The sequence below is a fragment of the Pseudomonas sp. GM48 genome (assembly GCF_000282335.1).
Classification (GTDB): domain Bacteria; phylum Pseudomonadota; class Gammaproteobacteria; order Pseudomonadales; family Pseudomonadaceae; genus Aquipseudomonas.
On record NZ_AKJM01000010.1, the window covers coordinates 23,197 to 39,648 of the forward strand.

General features: G+C 59.5%; 14 protein-coding genes and 1 tRNA gene. 5 read left to right on the forward strand and 10 right to left on the reverse strand.

Annotation, left to right across the window (positions count from 1 at the left end; all coding sequences use genetic code 11):
- The first annotated feature begins 3 nt into the window (after positions 1–3).
- Positions 4–1,107 (forward strand): DUF2817 domain-containing protein, encoded by a 1,104-nt coding sequence (locus PMI28_RS26680; protein ID WP_007981815.1) that lies wholly within the window; start codon positions 4–6, stop codon positions 1,105–1,107.
- 140 nt (positions 1,108–1,247) lie between these two features.
- Here the strand turns inward: PMI28_RS26680 and PMI28_RS26675 are convergent.
- The 6 genes from PMI28_RS26675 to PMI28_RS26650 all read right to left on the reverse strand — a co-directional run bounded on the left by PMI28_RS26675 (position 1,248) and on the right by PMI28_RS26650 (position 6,861).
- A tRNA-Met gene (locus PMI28_RS26675) sits at positions 1,248–1,324 on the reverse strand.
- A 69-nt stretch (positions 1,325–1,393) separates the two neighbouring features.
- The gene (locus PMI28_RS26670) at positions 1,394–2,866 is read right to left on the reverse strand and encodes an amidase (RefSeq protein WP_007981816.1); all 1,473 of its coding nucleotides are present in this window, start codon (positions 2,864–2,866) and stop codon (positions 1,394–1,396) included.
- A 60-nt stretch (positions 2,867–2,926) separates the two neighbouring features.
- A complete protein-coding gene (locus tag PMI28_RS26665; RefSeq protein WP_007981817.1) occupies positions 2,927–3,973 on the reverse strand; it encodes an ABC transporter substrate-binding protein in 1,047 nt (348 codons plus the stop codon).
- Between the two features lie 27 nt (positions 3,974–4,000).
- Positions 4,001–4,807, reverse strand: coding sequence for an ABC transporter permease (locus PMI28_RS26660; protein WP_007981818.1), 807 nt, complete (start codon positions 4,805–4,807; stop codon positions 4,001–4,003).
- Positions 4,807–5,727 carry an ABC transporter permease gene (locus PMI28_RS26655; RefSeq protein ID WP_007981819.1) on the reverse strand — a complete coding sequence of 307 codons (921 nt, stop codon included), beginning with the start codon at positions 5,725–5,727 and terminating at the stop codon, positions 4,807–4,809. The genes PMI28_RS26660 and PMI28_RS26655 overlap by 1 nt, the downstream gene beginning before the upstream one ends.
- Before the next feature lie 15 nt (positions 5,728–5,742).
- Positions 5,743–6,861 carry an ABC transporter ATP-binding protein gene (locus PMI28_RS26650; RefSeq protein WP_007981821.1) on the reverse strand — a complete coding sequence of 373 codons (1,119 nt, stop codon included), beginning with the start codon at positions 6,859–6,861 and terminating at the stop codon, positions 5,743–5,745.
- A 225-nt stretch (positions 6,862–7,086) separates the two neighbouring features.
- Here PMI28_RS26650 and PMI28_RS26645 point away from each other — a divergent pair, with 225 nt between their 5' ends.
- Positions 7,087–7,992, forward strand: coding sequence for a LysR substrate-binding domain-containing protein (locus PMI28_RS26645; RefSeq protein WP_007981823.1), 906 nt, complete (start codon positions 7,087–7,089; stop codon positions 7,990–7,992).
- 15 nt (positions 7,993–8,007) lie between these two features.
- Here the strand turns inward: PMI28_RS26645 and PMI28_RS26640 are convergent, their stop codons facing one another.
- The gene (locus PMI28_RS26640; RefSeq protein ID WP_007981825.1) at positions 8,008–10,065 is read right to left on the reverse strand and encodes a methyl-accepting chemotaxis protein; all 2,058 of its coding nucleotides are present in this window, start codon (positions 10,063–10,065) and stop codon (positions 8,008–8,010) included.
- A gap of 333 nt (positions 10,066–10,398) precedes the next feature.
- Here PMI28_RS26640 and PMI28_RS26635 point away from each other — a divergent pair, with 333 nt between their 5' ends.
- A complete protein-coding gene (locus PMI28_RS26635; RefSeq protein WP_007981827.1) occupies positions 10,399–11,616 on the forward strand; it encodes an MFS transporter in 1,218 nt (405 codons plus the stop codon).
- A 188-nt stretch (positions 11,617–11,804) separates the two neighbouring features.
- Here the strand turns inward: PMI28_RS26635 and PMI28_RS26630 are convergent, their stop codons facing one another.
- Positions 11,805–12,650 carry a helix-turn-helix domain-containing protein gene (locus PMI28_RS26630; RefSeq protein ID WP_007981830.1) on the reverse strand — a complete coding sequence of 282 codons (846 nt, stop codon included), beginning with the start codon at positions 12,648–12,650 and terminating at the stop codon, positions 11,805–11,807.
- Between the two features lie 83 nt (positions 12,651–12,733).
- Here PMI28_RS26630 and PMI28_RS26625 point away from each other — a divergent pair, with 83 nt between their 5' ends.
- A complete protein-coding gene (locus PMI28_RS26625) occupies positions 12,734–13,357 on the forward strand; it encodes a glutathione S-transferase family protein (RefSeq protein ID WP_007981832.1) in 624 nt (207 codons plus the stop codon).
- Between the two features lie 167 nt (positions 13,358–13,524).
- Entirely contained in the window at positions 13,525–14,430 is a 906-nt protein-coding gene (locus PMI28_RS26620; RefSeq protein ID WP_007981834.1) for a DMT family transporter, read from the forward strand.
- Positions 14,431–14,657: 227 nt separating this feature from the next.
- Here PMI28_RS26620 and ychF read toward each other — a convergent pair whose 3' ends face one another.
- Positions 14,658–15,758 carry a redox-regulated ATPase YchF gene (gene ychF / locus PMI28_RS26615; RefSeq protein ID WP_007981836.1) on the reverse strand — a complete coding sequence of 367 codons (1,101 nt, stop codon included), beginning with the start codon at positions 15,756–15,758 and terminating at the stop codon, positions 14,658–14,660.
- 22 nt (positions 15,759–15,780) lie between these two features.
- Positions 15,781–16,365, reverse strand: a complete 585-nt coding sequence (gene pth / locus PMI28_RS26610) for an aminoacyl-tRNA hydrolase (protein ID WP_007973893.1) — start codon at positions 16,363–16,365, stop codon at positions 15,781–15,783.
- Between the last annotated feature and the right edge of the window lie 87 nt (positions 16,366–16,452).

The window sequence follows — 16,452 nt, forward strand, 5'->3', positions numbered from 1 at the left end:
GACATGCAAACCGAGTTTCCAGCGCAACCCGGCTATCGCACCCAGCGTGAACAGTTCCTGGCCGCCGCGACCACGGCAGGCGCAACGCTGACGGAATATCCACACCCGCTCAAAGGTCCGTTCGGCGAATCGCTGAGTACCGATGTGGCGGTGCTCGGTGATCCGGGCGCCAAGCGCCTGTTGATTGCGCTGAGCGGCACTCACGGGGTTGAAGGCTTCTATGGCTCGGGCTGCCAGATCAAATGGCTGCAGGAGTTGGGCAAGCGTTCCCTGCCAACGGATGTCGCCGTGGTCATGATCCATGCCATCAACCCCTGGGGCATGGCGTGGTTGCGCCGGGTCAATGAAGACAACATCGACCTGAACCGCAATCACCTGGACTTCCAGCGACCGCTGCCAGACAACCAGGCCTACAACGCCCTGCACGAAATCTATACCTGCGCGCAGTTGCACGGCCCCACGCGAGATCGCGCCGATGCCATGCTCGACGAGCAGATTCGCCAGCACGGCTGGACGGCGGTGATGTCGATCGTCGAGGGCGGTCAGCATGCTCATCCCGACGGTCTGTTTTTCGGCGGGCTGGCACCGAGCTGGTCGAACCGCACGCTGCACCGGATCCTGCAACAGCACGTGGCCCATGCCGAAGTTGCCATGTGTTTCGACTTGCACACCGGCGCGGGTGAATACGGTCATCCGATGTTGTTGACCATCACTGAGTCCGTTTATCCGGCACTGCCAGATGCGCAGGCAATCTACGGGCCGTGGCTCTACAGCCTGCAAACCGGCGCCAATACCGTGAGCGAAACCGGCGTGGCGGCGACGGCCACCGGCTACACCTCGCAGGCGTTGATCGATGCGCTGCCGCAGGTGCGCTTGATGCCTTTCGTCATCGAGTGCGGGACGTATCCGGGGCCGGACGTTCACCGTCATTTGCGTGATGACCACTGGCTGCATCTGCACGGCAATCCGAGTGATGCAGTAGGGCACGGGATCAAGCTGAACCTGCTGGAGCAGTTCTATCCGGCCGACAGTGATTGGCAGGCGATGGTCTGGTTACGGACGTGGCAGATCTGGGAGCGGGCGTTGTCGGCATTGCCGACATTGTAGGAGCGAGCTTGCTCGCGATGGACTCAAGAGCGCCGCGTTTAACCAGTAAACACGCGTTATCGTTAACGACCATCGCGAGCAAGCTCGCTCCTACAGGCATAAAAAAACGGCCTACCTTTCGGTAAGCCGTTTTTAGTACTTGGTGGCTACACAGGGACTTGAACCCCGGACCCCAGCATTATGAATGCTATGCTCTAACCAACTGAGCTATGTAGCCAAGTGGCGCGCATTATTCACCGGTAACGGGGATGCGTCAAGCACAAATCTAAAATATTTCTCTGCGCTTTCAACCGTTTATCAAAATCCCTCCTCTGAGCAGCGGTGAAGGGCAGCGCTGGAACCAGCGACTGGCCTGTTCATAGGCGTGCGCCAATTGCAGGACAGCGAAGTCGGCCTGGTGTCTGCCGATGATTTGCAGGCCCATGGGCAGACCGTTCTGGTTGAAGCCCACTTGCACGTTAGCCACCGGGCAACCGGACAAGGTGCCGGGAATCACTACCTCCATCCAGCGGTGATAGGTGTCCATCGTCACGCCTTCGATGGCGGCGGGCCACGGTTGAGTCTTATCGAACGCAAACACCTGAGCGCTGGGCAACAACATGTAGTCGTATTGTTCGAATAGCCTGGAGATCGCCCGATACCAGTCGCTGCGCGTCACCGAGGCGGCAAACACATCGGTGGCCGAGAGTTTCAGGCCGTTCTCCACTTCCCAGCAGGCTTCCGGTTTCAACAGTGCACGTTTTTGCGGGTCGGCATAAGTCGCGCCCAACGAGCCGGCAACCATCCAGTGACGCAATGTCCGCCAACTGCTCCACAGCTTCTCTGGCGCGAATTCGGACTGTACGGGCTCGATATGGCAACCCAGGCTTTCGAAATCGCCAAAGGCCTTTTCGCACAACGAGAGGATGCCTTTTTCCATCGGCAGGTAACCGTTGAAGTCGCCGAGCCAGCCCAAACGGCTGCCTTTGAAGTCCCGATCCAGCGGCGCCGCAAATGCGCTGCCGGACTCGGCGATCGACAGCGGCGCCCGTGCATCGGCTCCGGCCTGCACCGACAACAGCAATGCCGCATCGCGCACGCTGCGCGCCATGGGGCCTTCGTAGCCGAGTTGGTCAATAAACAGATCGGCACTGTCATCGAACGGCACGCGGCCCTGGGACGGACGAAAACCGAAGATGTTGTTGAAGGCGGCCGGGTTGCGCAGCGAGCCCATCATGTCGCTGCCATCGGCCACGGGCACCAGGTGCATGGCCAGCGCCGCCGCCGCGCCGCCGCTGCTGCCGCCAGCGGTTTTGCTCGGGTCATAGGCGCAGCCGGTCGCGCCAAACAACGGGTTATAGCTTTGCGAGCCGAGGCCGAATTCCGGCGTGTTGCTCTTGCCGATGATGATCGCGCCGGCGGCTTTGATCCGTTCGACCATGATGCCGTCGCGCTCGGGAATGAAGTCCTTGAACAGCGGCGAGCCGAAGGTGGTGCGGATGCCGCGGGTCAGGGACAGGTCCTTGATCGCGTGGGGCAAACCGTGCATCCAGCCGCGATACTCGCCACGGGCCAGTTCGGTGTCGCGCTGATCGGCCCGGGCCAGCAGGTCTTCCGGCGCTTGCAGGCTCACCAGCGCGTTGACCTGCGGGTTGAAGCGTTCGATATGGGCAAGATAAGTCTGCATCACTTCCCGGCAGGAAACCTGGCGCAGGCGGATGCGTTCGGCGAGTTCATGGGCCTGCAACAGGACCAGTTCGCTGATGTTGTTAGAAGTCATTGCAAGCGGCCTTTCAGACGGCTGGAAAAACGCCCCGTCATTGCGCCGGGGCGGCAGGGATCAACGCATCAGGTTGGTCCAGAGACGGTCGGCCAGGCGGATCGCGCCTTCGCCGCAGGTCTTGCTGAACACCACCTGGGTGCCTTCGGGAATGTGCAGTTCCGGAGCATCTTTCAGTCCGGCGTCGAGGAACGGTTCCACACCTTTGATCGGGCTCTGGTGTTTGAGGAAGTTCTGGGTCATTGCGGCGTTTTCAGGCTGGCTGAGGAACGCGATGAAGGCCTTGGCGTTCGCCGGGTTCTTGCTGCCGGTCGGGATGACCATGTTGTCGACCCAGGCCAGCACGCCTTCTTTCGGGTACAGGTACTTCAGGCCCGGCTTCATCTCCCGGGCGCGCATCGACGAACCGCCCCAGAAGGTCGACATGTCGATTTCACCCGAGGCGAGGTTTTCGCGGATCGAGCCAGCCTTGGAACTGTAGGTTTTGACGAACGGTTTCTGCGCCTTGAGCAGGGTCAAAATCTGCTGCATCTGTTTCGGGTCTTCGCTGCACAAAGGAATGTTCAGGTACAGGCTGGCCATGTCCACCACGTCGCTGACCGAGTCGAACATGTTGATCCGCCCTTGCAGCTCGGCAGGCGGCTCGTAAAGCACTTTGTAGCTGTCGGCAGGGCCTTTGTAGCGCCCGGTGTCGAGCACCACGCTGGTGGTGCCCCAGATGAACGGCACGGAGTACGCGCCTTCCGGATCCCAGGTGGGTTTTTTCAGGTTGTCGACGACGCCGGCGTAGTAGGGCTCGTTGACCGGGTCGAAACGCTCCAGCAGTTTTTCCTTGATCAGGATCGGAATGAACTGGTGCGACGGGATCGCCACGTCGTAACCGGCACCGCCCTGTTTCAATTTGGCCAACAGGGTTTCATTGGAGTCGTAGGAGTCGACGGTGACTTCGATGCCGGTCTGCTTCTGGAATTTGGCGAGAATTTCCGGCGAAAAGTAACCGCTCCAGCTCACCACGTTGAGTTTTTCCGCGGCCTGAACGCTGCCGGCCATGGTCAGCGGCAAAGTCAGGAACAACGAAGTGCCGATGCTTTTAATCCACTTGCTCATGCTATTTCCCCACAGTACGTAGAAGGTTCAGGATTTCTTTTTGCCCAGCAGATAGGAAAGGGTCACGAACAGCACCGAGACGCCCAGGATCAGCGTTGAGACGGCGTTGACGTCGGGTGTCACGCCCATGCGCAACAGGCCGAAGATGAAGATCGGCAAGGTCGTGGTGCCGGCCTGGGAGACCATCATCGAGATCACGAAGTTATCCAGCGAGACGATGAAGGCCAGCATCAGCCCGGAGAAAATCCCCGGCATCAGCAGCGGCAACGTGACCTTGCGAAAGGTCCGCCACGGGCCGGCATACAGGTCGGCCGAGGCTTGTTCCAGGGACAGGTCCATGTCGTTCAGGCGTGCCCGTATCGGCAGAAAGGCAAACGGAATACAGAACACCGTGTGCGCAATGATCAGGTTGCCGTAGCCCAGGGACAGACCGATGGTGGAGAACAGCGCGAGGGTGGCGACGCCGACCACGATTTCCGGCAGCACCAGGGGCAACATGATTGCGCCCATGGACAGTTGCAGGCCCTTGAACTTCGCACCCCGTGAAGTGCCGAGGGCGGCGAGGGTGGCGATGGCCGTGGCGACCATGCTGGCGCAGACGGCGATCAACAGGCTGTTGCCGGCCGCCTGGCGCAGGGCCTGGTTGGCGAACGCCGCGCGATACCAGTCGAGGCTGAACCCGGTCCACACCGTGGCCGACTGGTTGGCGTTGAACGAGAACACCACCAGCACCACGATCGGCGCGTAGAGGTACAGGTAGAACAGGAAGCTGAAGCCGCCGAAGCCCGGGAAGTCCTGCACACCCAGCGTATTGCGTTTGAACAGGCCGATCATCACGCACCTCCTTTGGCGATGCGCTGGCGTTCGGCACGCAGGGCATAGACCGTCAGTACCAACATCACCGCCGCCATCAACACCAGCGACAGCGCTGCGCCGAATGGCCAGTTACGCGCATCGCTGAACTGCCGGAAGATCAGGTTGCCGAGCATCATTCGCGTCCCGCCGCCGAGCAGTTCCGGGGCGATCATCGCGCCCAGGCAAGGCACGAACGTGAGGATGGCGCCGGCAAGAATTCCCGGTTTGGCAATCGGCAACACCACTTTGCGCAGGGTGCGCACACGGCCGGCGTAGAGGTCCTGAGCGGCTTCGAGCAGGCGGATGTCCATTTTTTCCAGGGTGGCGTAGATCGGCAGCACGACGAAGGGCGCGTAGGTGTAGACCAGCCCCAGCAGCACCGCGCCGTCGGTGTAGAGCAGTTGCAATGGCTGGTCGATGACCCCGAGGCCCATCAGGCTGTTATTGATCACCCCGGTGTTACGCAGCAGCAGAATCCAGGCGTAGGTGCGAATCAGCAGGTTGGCCCAGAACGGCACGGTGATCAGGAAAATCAGCAAGCCACGGCGATGGGCCGGTTGCATGGCCAGCCACACAGCCACCGGAAAACCGATCAACAGGGTGATGAGCGTGGTCAGCCCGGCGATGCCGATGGAGCGCAAGGCGATGATCAGATAGGAGTCGGCGAAGGCCAGGCTGTCGTCCAGTTGCCGTTCGAACAGCAGCGAGGTGTAGGCATCGCTGCTGAACACTTTGTTCACCCCGCCGTAGGGGTTGGCCTCCATCAGCGAGTAACCAATGACGATCAGGATCGGCACGATCAGAAACAGGCCGATGGCGATCAGCGCCGGGCTGACACCGAGAAAACTCTGGAAGGCCCGCCGACGTTCCAGCGTGTTGGCAATCGGTAAAGCGTGCATGGCAATTCCTCGTGCTCAATCGTGCAGGACGCTGGCGCTACCCCGGTCGAACAACAGACCGGCCTGGCTGCCGACGGCGAAGCGCTTGCTTTGGTCGACGCAGTTAGGCGTGCGCACGGTGAGGCGCGAGCCGTCGCTCAGGCTGACCTGGTATTGCAGGTCGGTGCCGAGGTAGATCTGCGCTTCGATCCGGCACGGCAAAGCGTTTTCAGCGGTGGCTGGCACCAGATGCAAACGTTCGGGGCGCACGGACAATGCGACGCTGGCACCGACTCGCACATCGCTGCATGGCTGCGCAGGCAGCGGATGACCGGCGGGGCCGGCGAACCAGGCCAGGCCGTCTTCGATGCGGGTGACCGTACCTTCGATGAAGTTGGTTTCGCCGATGAAGTCCGCGACAAAGCGATTGCGCGGGCGTTCGTAGATGTCTTCCGGACGACCGACCTGTTGCACTTCGCCTTCGGACAATACGGCGATGCGGTCGGACATGGTCAGCGCTTCTTCTTGGTCGTGGGTGACAAAAATGAAGGTGATCCCGGTTCGCGCCTGGATGGTTTTCAGTTCTTCACGCATGGCCTGGCGCAACTTGAGGTCCAGCGCCGAGAGCGGTTCGTCGAGCAGCAAGACTTTGGGATGCGGCGCCAGTGCGCGAGCGAGGGCGACGCGCTGTTGCTGGCCGCCGGAGAGTTGCGCCGGCTTGCGGTTGGCGAAGCGTTCCATCTGTACCAGGGCGAGCATCTCGCGCACCCGTTCGGCCATTTGCGTTTTGTTCAGGACTTTGCCCATCGGGTGGGATTCAAGACCGAAGGCCAGGTTCTCGGCGATGGTCATGTGCGGGAACAACGCGTAATGCTGGAACACGGTGTTGACCGGGCGCTGGAAGGGCGGGCGGTCGGCGATGTTTTCGCCGTAGAGCAGAATCTCGCCTTCGGTGGGAAACTCGAACCCGGCGATCATCCGCAAGAGCGTGGTCTTGCCGCAGCCCGAAGGACCGAGAAGGGTGAAGAATTCGTTGTCGCGAATATCCAGGTCGATGCTTTTCAGTGCCACCGGACCGGTGCGTGGATCACCGTAGACTTTACGCACTGAGCGGATGGACACCGCCAGTGTTTGCAGCGAATGCAGGGCATTCATGCGTTACCTCCGATTCCCCCATCGTCCGCGAGTGCTGTAAACAGCCGGGCCGTCGGACCATGGATATTATTTTTCTGGGCAGGATCGAGATGCGTTCGGGTGTTGTAACCAGCTGTTTTTTTGTTCTGCTGTGGATCGATTATCAGCGAGGGGTTGCGGGGGCGAAACTTCAATTTTAACATAGGGGCTGTTAAAAAATTTAACAGCAAAAGGCGCCCGGAAACCATGCCTGACCACCGTTTGCCGCCGCTCAACGCGGTGCGTGCCTTTGATGCCGCGGCCCGGTTGGGCAGCTATGTCGAAGCCTCCAAAGCCCTGCACGTGACCCAACCAGCCATCGGCCGCCATGTGAAGTTGCTGGAAGACTGGCTGGGAATCCAGCTGTTCGAACGTACGTCTCGCGGGGTCAACCTGACAGTGGCGGGGGAGAAGTACCACCGCAAGATCGCCGCGGCCTTGCAACTGATCATCGAGGCCGGAAAAGAGGCGCAGCCCAAACACGCCGAGCGCTGGCTGCGCATCATGGTGGTGCCGGGGTTCGCCAAGCGCTGGCTGATGCCGCGCATCGAGGCCATGCGTCATTTGCGACCGGGTTTGAAGTTCGCCATCGAACCCAATTCAACCTTCACCGAAGTGGATGGCAAAAGCGCTGATCTGGGCATTGTCTACGGGGTGGATGGCCAATATGCCCACTCCCGCACCAGCCTGATTTGTCCTCGGGTGTTTCCGATCTGTTCCCCCGAATATCTGGCCGGCGTCGCGCCCATCGGCAGCCCCGCGGACCTGGTGCAACACAACCTGATTCACGTCGATGACGGCGAGTGGTGGAACCTGTGGTTCGCCGCCAATGACCTCGACATCCACCTCAATTCGGACATGCTCTACGTCAACAATGACCACGCATTATCGGTGGCCGAGAGTGGGCAGGGCATTGCGCTGGCCAACGAAGTGCTGGTGCGCGAAGAACTCAATAGCGGCAAGCTGGTGCGGGTGGTGGACGCGCAAGTGAAGCTGGAAAGCTATCGGGTGCTGACGCCGTCCGCCGAGCTCTCGGCGGACGTGGCGTGGTTTATCGACTGGCTCAAGACCGAGCTAGAGCAGGACTTCCCGGAAGCGGTCATCCACACCTGAGAAGCACTGCCGGACTCAACTCAAACGGAAGCGCCCGGTGTTGTCGCTGAGGGCCTTGCTGCCGTGGCTCAAGGTGTCCGCTGCCTGGTTCACCGCACGGGCACCTTCGAGCAGACGCAGCGCCGCTTGATCGACCTGCTGGATATTGCCGCTGACCTCGTCGGCGGTACTGGCCTGTTCCTCCACCGCCGTGGCGATTTGCGCCAGGGTATCGGTGACACTCTGCACCGCATTGGCGATTTCCCCGAGTCGTTCACCGAGGCCGGTGACCGCTTGTGCATCGGATTCTGCCTGACTGCACGCGGCTTCCATCAGGCCGACGGCCTCATTCACGGTGTTTCGGAGGCTGTCGACCGTGCCGGCAATCTGCGCGGTCGACGATTGCGTGCGCTGCGACAGGCTGCGCACTTCATCGGCCACCACCGCGAAGCCGCGCCCTTGCTCACCGGCCCGGGCGGCCTCGATGGCGGCATTGAGTGCCAGCAGGTTGGTCTGCTCGGCGACGCCGCGAATGGTGTCGACCACCAGTTGAATCTGCTGTCCCTGCTCGCTGACCCGGCCCAGTGCCGCCGCTGTCTCGTTCAGGCGTTGATTGAGTTGCTGGATGCTCGCGGTGGTGCGCTGGCTGTCACGGCTGCTGTCGGCGGCAATGCGCCGGGTGTGCTGGGCGCTGCCGGACGCCTGTTCGCAACTGTGGGCCACCCCTTGTGAGGTGGCGGCCAATTGCGTCGCTGCCGCGGCAATCTGGCTGATCTGCAACTGCTGGGCTTCGACTTCGCCCAAGGCGTCACTGGAGTGATGGTTGAGGGTTTGCACCGCGTTGCTCAATTGCAGGGTTTCGTGATCCACCCCTTGCAGGCTGGTGCGCAGTTGCACCACGGCGACGTTCAGCGCGATGCTGATCAGCGCCAGTTCGTCCCGCCCCTGAACCGGCACTTGCACACTCAGATTGCCGTCGCGCAAGGCTTCGGCCAGTACCGTGATGCCGCTGGCACTACGGCGAATCGAAGCCTGCAAACAGATGAACAGATACAGCGCGGCCAGCAACAGGCAACCCAACACGGCGGCGACCACGATGAACTGGCGGATCGCCGAGCCGTGGTAGTAGTCCAGGCGTTGATCCAGCGATACCAGCGACTGTTGGCGCAGTGAGGCGAGGTCGGAGAGCAGGGCATCGAGACTGCGCTCGAAGTCATCCGGCTTGAGGTTGATGCTGCCACCGAACACGCCGTCATCCAGCACCTTCAGGCCGGCGTCCAGGTGCTTGAGGCTGTCATGGTATTGCCCGGCCCAGGTTTGCAGGGCGCTGGGCAAGCGCGCTTCGAGCAAGCCCGCGGTTTTCACAAGCTGTTCTCGCGCATCGCCGATGCGGCTGCGCAAGTCGCGCAGTTGCAGGCGGCTTTGCAGGGTGAACTGCCCGGACACCACCGAAGCCTGGCCCACTGCGGCCAGGCGACCGACCCGTTCGATCAGGTCTGGCGCGTGTTGGGTGGAAATCTGCGTCAGCAAATAAGTCTCCAGCCACGGCGCCAGCGTCAGGCGATTGTCCATGGCGATTTGCTCGCGCAAGGCTTGCAGGGCACTCAAGGCGTTGGTGAAGCGATCGTAGCCATCCGGCCACCAGCCGACACTGCTCAGGCTTTTTGAGTCGAGGCCATCGAGAGCGGCTTGCAGGGCCTGGTAACGCGTCAGGCTTTCGCCCTCGGCGCCTTCTTTTTGCAGGGCATTGCCCAGCTCGGACGTGGCCTGGCTGATGGCGGGTTGAACCGCATCGAAGGCGGCCATCGCAGCGAGAGTGGCTGGTGTCGGCTGGCGATTGGTTTCTGTCGCGCGCCACCGGGCGGCGCGATCACGCTGGGCGGCGAGCAGGTCATCCAGCGCATCAAGAGCCAGCAGTTGCCGCACCCCGGCACGTTCGCCGGAGATCAGGCTGAGTTTGTCGCGATAGTCCTGGCCGATCATCCACAGGCTGCCAGCCAGCGGCAGGATAAACAGCAAAAACAACAGCTGGAATTTGCGTGCAAAACCGAAACGCCCCAGCAGTCCGATCCCCGGTGATAAAAAAGCCTGCATGCCCCATGACTCCTCTGGACACCACGCACCATTGGCGTGCGTCGAAGGTTGTTGCACCCCCGACTCGTGCCCTCTAAAAAGGCCTCGAAAGTTCACCCTTGTCTGCTCTGTAGGCCGACTCTGTGGTGAAACTTCCCATTCTCGGTCCCCTTTGTAAGGGGGCCGCGTTGAAGCGGATAAGCAAGGCAAGATTCAGACCATGGCTTTGCGCTATCACTTTTCCCCGATGGAAATCGAGTTCGTTAGCTGGCTAAGGGGATGGCGCTGTCGCACCGAAAAATGGCACATTGACGCACCAGCCCGTTTGCACCCACCTGTTTTACGGAAAACCCCATGGCTATCAGCAACGCCCAGACCGGCTCAGTGCCGGCGTCCGCTACGCCCCAAAGCAGTCCCCTGGTGATGCGCATCATCGGCGCGGTGGCGCTGGCGCACTTGATCAACGACCTGATCCAGTCGGTGCTGCCGTCGATCTACCCGATGCTCAAGGCCAACTATGGCCTGAGCTTCACCCAGGTCGGCCTGATCACCCTGACGTTCCAGTTGACGGCCTCGCTGCTGCAGCCGTGGGTCGGTTACTACACCGACCGCCATCCCAAGCCGTGGCTGCTGCCGGCCGGTACGGTCTGCACCTTGGTCGGGATTCTGATGATGTCGATGGTTGGCAGCTTTCCGTTGATTTTGCTGGCGGCGGGCTTGATCGGCATCGGTTCTTCGACTTTTCACCCGGAAGCATCCCGCGTGGCGCGCCTGGCTTCGGGCGGGCGCTTCGGGCTGGCGCAATCGACCTTCCAGGTCGGCGGCAACGCGGGATCGGCGTTCGGCCCGTTGCTGGCGGCAGCGATCATCATTCCCTACGGCCAGGGGCACGTGGCGTGGTTCGGCCTGTTCGCGGTGTTTGCGCTGTTCGTGCTCTACCGGATCAGCCGCTGGTACGCCAACCACTTGAACCTGTTCAAGCTCAAGCAAGGTCAGGCCGCGACCCACGGCTTGTCCAAGGGCCGGGTGATCAGTGCCCTGGTGGTGCTCGGGCTGCTGGTGTTCTCCAAGTACTTCTACATGTCCAGCCTCACCAGTTACTTCACGTTCTACCTGATCGAGAAGTTCGACCTGTCGGTGGCCAGTTCGCAGTTGCATCTGTTCCTGTTTCTCGGCGCAGTCGCGGCAGGGACATTCTTTGGCGGGCCGATCGGCGACAGGATCGGGCGTAAGGCGGTGATCTGGTTCTCGATTCTCGGCGTTGCGCCGTTCACCTTGTTGCTGCCGCATGTCGACCTGTTCTGGACCAGCATCCTCAGCGTGGTCATCGGCTTCATTCTCGCCTCGGCGTTCTCGGCCATCGTGGTGTACGCCCAGGAACTGGTGCCGGGCAATGTCGGGATGATCGCCGGGGTGTTCTTCGGTCTGATGTTCGGCTTCGGCGGGATCGGCGCGGCATTGCTTGGGCACCTGGCGGACATTCACGGCATCGAATACGTGTACTACCTGTGTTCGTTCCTGCCGTTGTTCGGGGTGCTGGCGATCTTCCTGCCGCGAACCAAAAAGGCCTGAATCGACACAAATCCCTGTGGGAGCGGGCTTGCTCGCGAATGCAGCATGTCAGCTAAATGTATGTTGACTGGCACTCCCTCTTCGCGAGCAAGCCCGCTCCCACATTGGGTTACAGTCGTGGCGGAAGATTATTTCAGGACTAGACACGGTGTGTTTACACGTTGAACCAGAAGTCACTGGGTAAAGGTTCAGGCACTGCTGTTGCGGAAACTGCCGGGTGTGATGCCGACTACTTTTTTGAAGGCCCGGGTCATGTGGCTTTGATCGAAGAAGCCGCAAGTGAATGACGCTTCTGCGAGACTGGACCCAGTGCGCAGCAGTTTTTGGACCTGGGCGATTCTTTTCTGGATTTGATAGCTGTGGGGGGAGACGCCAACGCTTTTCTTGAATACCCGGATCAGGTAAAGAGGGTCAAGGTTCACCAGTTGCGCCAGTTCTTCCAGAGACAGATGTTTGTCGAACTCGTCTTCGAGCTTTCTTTTGATCTTTTGCACAGCATGTTGCTCAGCCGCACTGACTGGTTCGATGGGCGCTCCGCTACGCTCGAAGAGCTGCGTCACCAGATCCAGCAGGATAGTTTCCCGTTCAAGGCTGGCGGGGGATTTTTCAATGATTTGATGTTGATGCAAAAAGGTCCGGGCGAAGTCGGGGGCCTGGCTCAGAGCTGTTTGAAAAAGATGAATATGATCGTCTGAAAAACGCCCTTGAAACACCATCCGATTGACCCATTCGGGGTCGATATAGAGCATTCGATACATCCAGCCCTCATCATGGCCTGGCAAGCCGTCGTGGATCTCCCCGGGAGTAATGGTGACCACACTGCCAGCGACCCCCATGTAGTAACTGCCGCGATAAAAAAGTTTTTCAACTCCGCCACTTATAACGCCGATAGCGTACCGGTCATGTGAATGTCGGCCAAAAGATTGAGTACTGTAACGCGCAGATAGAAACTCACAGTCGCCTTCGGGTATACGCCAGAATTGAACAAAGTCCTTGGCTTTTTGAGGGGCTTTGTTACGGCGATTCTCATCCATGAATTGTCCAGTTTTGTGCAATACGTATGGAAAAAAGGTCGCTAAATTTAGCACCTATTTCATAACACAAGCTAGGGGATGCGATGTCTACAAAATTGGTAGTTGGGGATTTTAATAAGTCTTCATGGTCATTTCGTGCGTGGCTGGTTCTTGTGGCAGCGGATGTTGCATTTGAAACCCTTCAGATCAAACTGGAACAAAGCGACACCCGCCAACGCATTCTGGAGCACTCGCCCTCCGGCAAAGTACCGGCGCTGCTGCTTGATGATGTCGTCATCAACGACAGCCTGGCCATCAGCGAATACATTGCCGACACCAATCCTGCCGCCAACCTTTGGCCCCAGGATTCACGGGTCAAGGCCCTGGCACGAGCTGCTGCGGCAGAGATGCACTCCGGTTTCACCCACCTGCGCACGCAGATGTCGTTTGGCCTGAACACCGGTGACATCCCGGAAAGTCTAACCGCCGAGACCCGAGAGGAAATAGTGCGGGTATTCGCTATCTGGAACCAGCTCCGTGAGGTGAGTGGTTCAACACAATTCCTCTGCGGTGACTTCGGCATTGTTGATGCGATGTTTGTTCCGGTAGTGTTCCGCTTCCGTCGTTATGGTATTGCCATCCCTGCGCAACTGCAGGGCTATGTCGAAAACATCCTGGGTTATGCACCGGTACAACAATGGTTGAAGTTGGCCGCGCAAGAAGTTTAAAGAGTTGTGTTACTGCTAACTATTAAAGCCAATTAAAGATTGGTTGTTTTTTGGCTCGTGGCAGAAAAGACCTCTTGGGCTTTTCTGCTTTGTCGAGTCTGATGCTGCCCGGGGGGAGTTGTGAGTGTTCATAAAGTTAATACCGGTCTTTATCAATGAGGTTTCTCATGTCGATTAATAACAATCGGGCAATCATTGAATTGACCATCGGTGGGCTGATGCTCAGTCTGTCTGCTCTAGCCGTCGCTTTCGCCCATATCGGCGCGGGTGGCGCAGGGTTCTATCGGATGGTGTTCGCCTCGATCCTGTTCTTCCTGCTGCTCAAGGTGCGCAAAACACCGGTGCTGCTCAAAAGCGCCAAGGCGCAGCTGTACACCGCGTTGGCTGGGGTGTTTTTGGCTATTGATCTGGTGCTCTGGCACCAGAGCATCTATATCGTCGGCCCGGGCATCGGGTCGATCCTGACCAACTGTCAGGTGTTCTTCATGACCCTGCTGGGGTTGTACCTGTTGAAGGAAAAACCTTCGATCTACTTCCTGGTGTCCATTACCTTGGCATTTGCTGGGCTCTATCTGCTGTTGCTACCCGAGATGACCAGTGCGGTAGGGATCAAGGGCGTGGTGTATGGGGTGCTCTCGGGGCTGGCGTATGCCATCTGTGTGTACTTCCTGAAGATCAACACCCAGTTGCCTGACGGCGGGGGTGACAAGATCGCACAGATGCTCAGTTTGAGTCTTTGGGCGGCACTGGTTCTGCTGACATACGCGCTGGCATCTGGGGAAAGCTTGGCCATCGTGGATGGGCAAACCTTGCTGATGCTGATCATATACGGGGTACTGGTGCAGTTTGTCGGCTGGTTGCTGGTCAACCGTTCGATCGGAGCCATCAGCCTGGGGTTGGCCGGACTGATCCTGTTACTGGAGCCGGTGATCACCTATTTCATTGATGTCACCTTTCTCGGCAAGGCCAGCTCCACGCTGCAGATTTGTGGTGCGCTGCTGACTATCTTTGCGGTTTACATCGGCTCAATCAAACCGCCTGAGAAAGCGCACCCTTTACCCAAAGCGACCTGACAGCAGGTGTATCACGGCGGTATCGGTCAGCATGCCTTGATCTGCGAATTTCCGTCGTACCCGGTTTTTAAAACCGGCTTCAGGCGTCTTGCCCGGTAGCGTACCCATCAACAACCCAGATCAAAATGGAGGAGGAGGGTGATCCCAAGACGCAAAAAATCCCCGTATCAGCGAGTGATTACGGGGATTTTCAGTCTACCGGGTTCCGTGTAAATCCACGGTCACCGTTACACGTTGAAGCGGAAGTGCATCACGTCGCCGTCTTTAACGATGTAATCCTTGCCTTCCAGGCGCCATTTACCGGCTTCCTTGGTACCGGCTTCGCCCTTGTACTGGATGAAGTCGTTGTAGGCGATCACTTCGGCGCGGATGAAGCCTTTCTCGAAGTCGGTGTGGATCACGCCAGCGGCTTGAGGTGCGGTGGCACCGACGCGGACGGTCCAGGCGCGGACTTCTTCGACACCGGCGGTGAAGTAGGTCTGCAGGTGCAGCATTTCGTAGCCGGCGCGGATCACGCGGTTCAGGCCAGGCTCTTCGAGGCCCAGGGCTTCGAGGAACATGTCTTTCTCTTCGCCGTCATCGAGCTCGGCGATTTCCGCTTCGATCTTGTTGCACACCGGTACAACCACGGCGCCTTCTTCTTCGGCGATGGCCCTGACCACGTCCAGGTGCGGGTTGTTCTCGAAACCGTCTTCAGCGACGTTGGCGATGTACATGACCGGCTTGGTGGTCAGCAGGTGGAAGCCCTTGATCACCGCTTTCTCGTCGGTACCCATGTTCTTCATCAGGCTGCGCGCCGGCTTGCCTTCGGTGAAGTGAGCGATCAGTTGCTCTAGCAGGCCTTTCTGGACCACTGCGTCCTTGTCACCGCCCTTGGCGTTGCGCGCGACTTTCTGCAGTTGCTTCTCGCAGCTGTCGAGGTCGGCGAAGATCAGTTCCAGGTCGATGATTTCGATGTCGCGTTTCGGGTCGACGCTGTTGGAGACGTGAATCACGTTCTCGTCTTCGAAGCAGCGGACTACGTGGGCGATGGCATCGGTTTCACGGATGTTGGCCAAAAACTTGTTGCCCAGGCCTTCGCCTTTCGATGCGCCGGCAACCAGGCCCGCGATGTCGACGAATTCCATGGTGGTCGGCAGGATGCGCTTTGGATTGACGATGGCCGCCAGGGCTTCCAGACGCGGATCCGGCATCGGCACGATACCGCTGTTCGGCTCGATGGTGCAGAAGGGGAAGTTCTCGGCCGCGATCCCGGATTTGGTCAGGGCGTTGAACAGGGTGGACTTGCCGACGTTAGGCAGACCGACGATGCCGCAATTGAATCCCATGGTGTTTTCCCCGAGGAGTGAGTCAGGCCTTCTGGCTGTGCAGGTTTTTCATCGCGCGGTTCCATTCCCCGGCGAGGATATCCGGCAGCACGCCGAGGGCAAAGTCGATGCTGGCATCGAGTTTTTCCTGTTCGGCGCGTGGCGCACGACCCAGGACGAAATTTGAAACCATACTGGCAACGCCCGGGTGGCCAATGCCAAGCCGCAAGCGATGAAAGGTATTCTGATTACCCAGTTGCGCAATGATGTCGCGCAACCCGTTGTGACCGCCGTGGCCGCCGCCCACTTTGAGCTTGGCAACGCCCGGAGGCAGGTCGAGTTCGTCGTGCGCCACGAGGATTTCTTCGGGCTTGATGCGGAAGAAACCGGCGAGTGCCGCCACGGCCTGGCCGCTGCGGTTCATGTACGTGGTGGGGATCAGCAGACGAACATCCTGACCCTGATGCGAGTAACGCCCGGTCAGGCCGAAATATTTGCGGTCCGCCACAAGGTTTACGCCTTGTGCGTTCGCGATGCGCTCAACAAAAAGGGCCCCTGCGTTATGCCGGGTCTGTTCGTATTCAGCGCCTGGATTACCCAGGCCAACGATCAGTTTGATGGCAGTCACGATAGGGGCCCTTCATTGGAGTGGTGGATAACATCGCCGCAATCAGGGAGAGCGGCGAAAGTGGACGAAAATTGCTCATTTACCATG

Coding starts and splice junctions, on each gene's coding strand:
- PMI28_RS26655 (WP_007981819.1), bottom strand. CDS start 5,727: ATGCACGCTTTACCGATTGCCAACACGCTGGAACGTCGGCGGGCCTTC.
- PMI28_RS26650 (WP_007981821.1), bottom strand. CDS start 6,861: ATGAATGCCCTGCATTCGCTGCAAACACTGGCGGTGTCCATCCGCTCA.
- PMI28_RS26660 (WP_007981818.1), bottom strand. CDS start 4,807: ATGATCGGCCTGTTCAAACGCAATACGCTGGGTGTGCAGGACTTCCCG.
- PMI28_RS26645 (WP_007981823.1), top strand. CDS start 7,087: ATGCCTGACCACCGTTTGCCGCCGCTCAACGCGGTGCGTGCCTTTGAT.
- PMI28_RS26620 (WP_007981834.1), top strand. CDS start 13,525: ATGTCGATTAATAACAATCGGGCAATCATTGAATTGACCATCGGTGGG.
- ychF (WP_007981836.1), bottom strand. CDS start 15,758: ATGGGATTCAATTGCGGCATCGTCGGTCTGCCTAACGTCGGCAAGTCC.
- PMI28_RS26665 (WP_007981817.1), bottom strand. CDS start 3,973: ATGAGCAAGTGGATTAAAAGCATCGGCACTTCGTTGTTCCTGACTTTG.
- PMI28_RS26640 (WP_007981825.1), bottom strand. CDS start 10,065: ATGCAGGCTTTTTTATCACCGGGGATCGGACTGCTGGGGCGTTTCGGT.
- PMI28_RS26670 (WP_007981816.1), bottom strand. CDS start 2,866: ATGACTTCTAACAACATCAGCGAACTGGTCCTGTTGCAGGCCCATGAA.
- PMI28_RS26635 (WP_007981827.1), top strand. CDS start 10,399: ATGGCTATCAGCAACGCCCAGACCGGCTCAGTGCCGGCGTCCGCTACG.
- PMI28_RS26625 (WP_007981832.1), top strand. CDS start 12,734: ATGTCTACAAAATTGGTAGTTGGGGATTTTAATAAGTCTTCATGGTCA.
- PMI28_RS26680 (WP_007981815.1), top strand. CDS start 4: ATGCAAACCGAGTTTCCAGCGCAACCCGGCTATCGCACCCAGCGTGAA.
- PMI28_RS26630 (WP_007981830.1), bottom strand. CDS start 12,650: ATGGATGAGAATCGCCGTAACAAAGCCCCTCAAAAAGCCAAGGACTTT.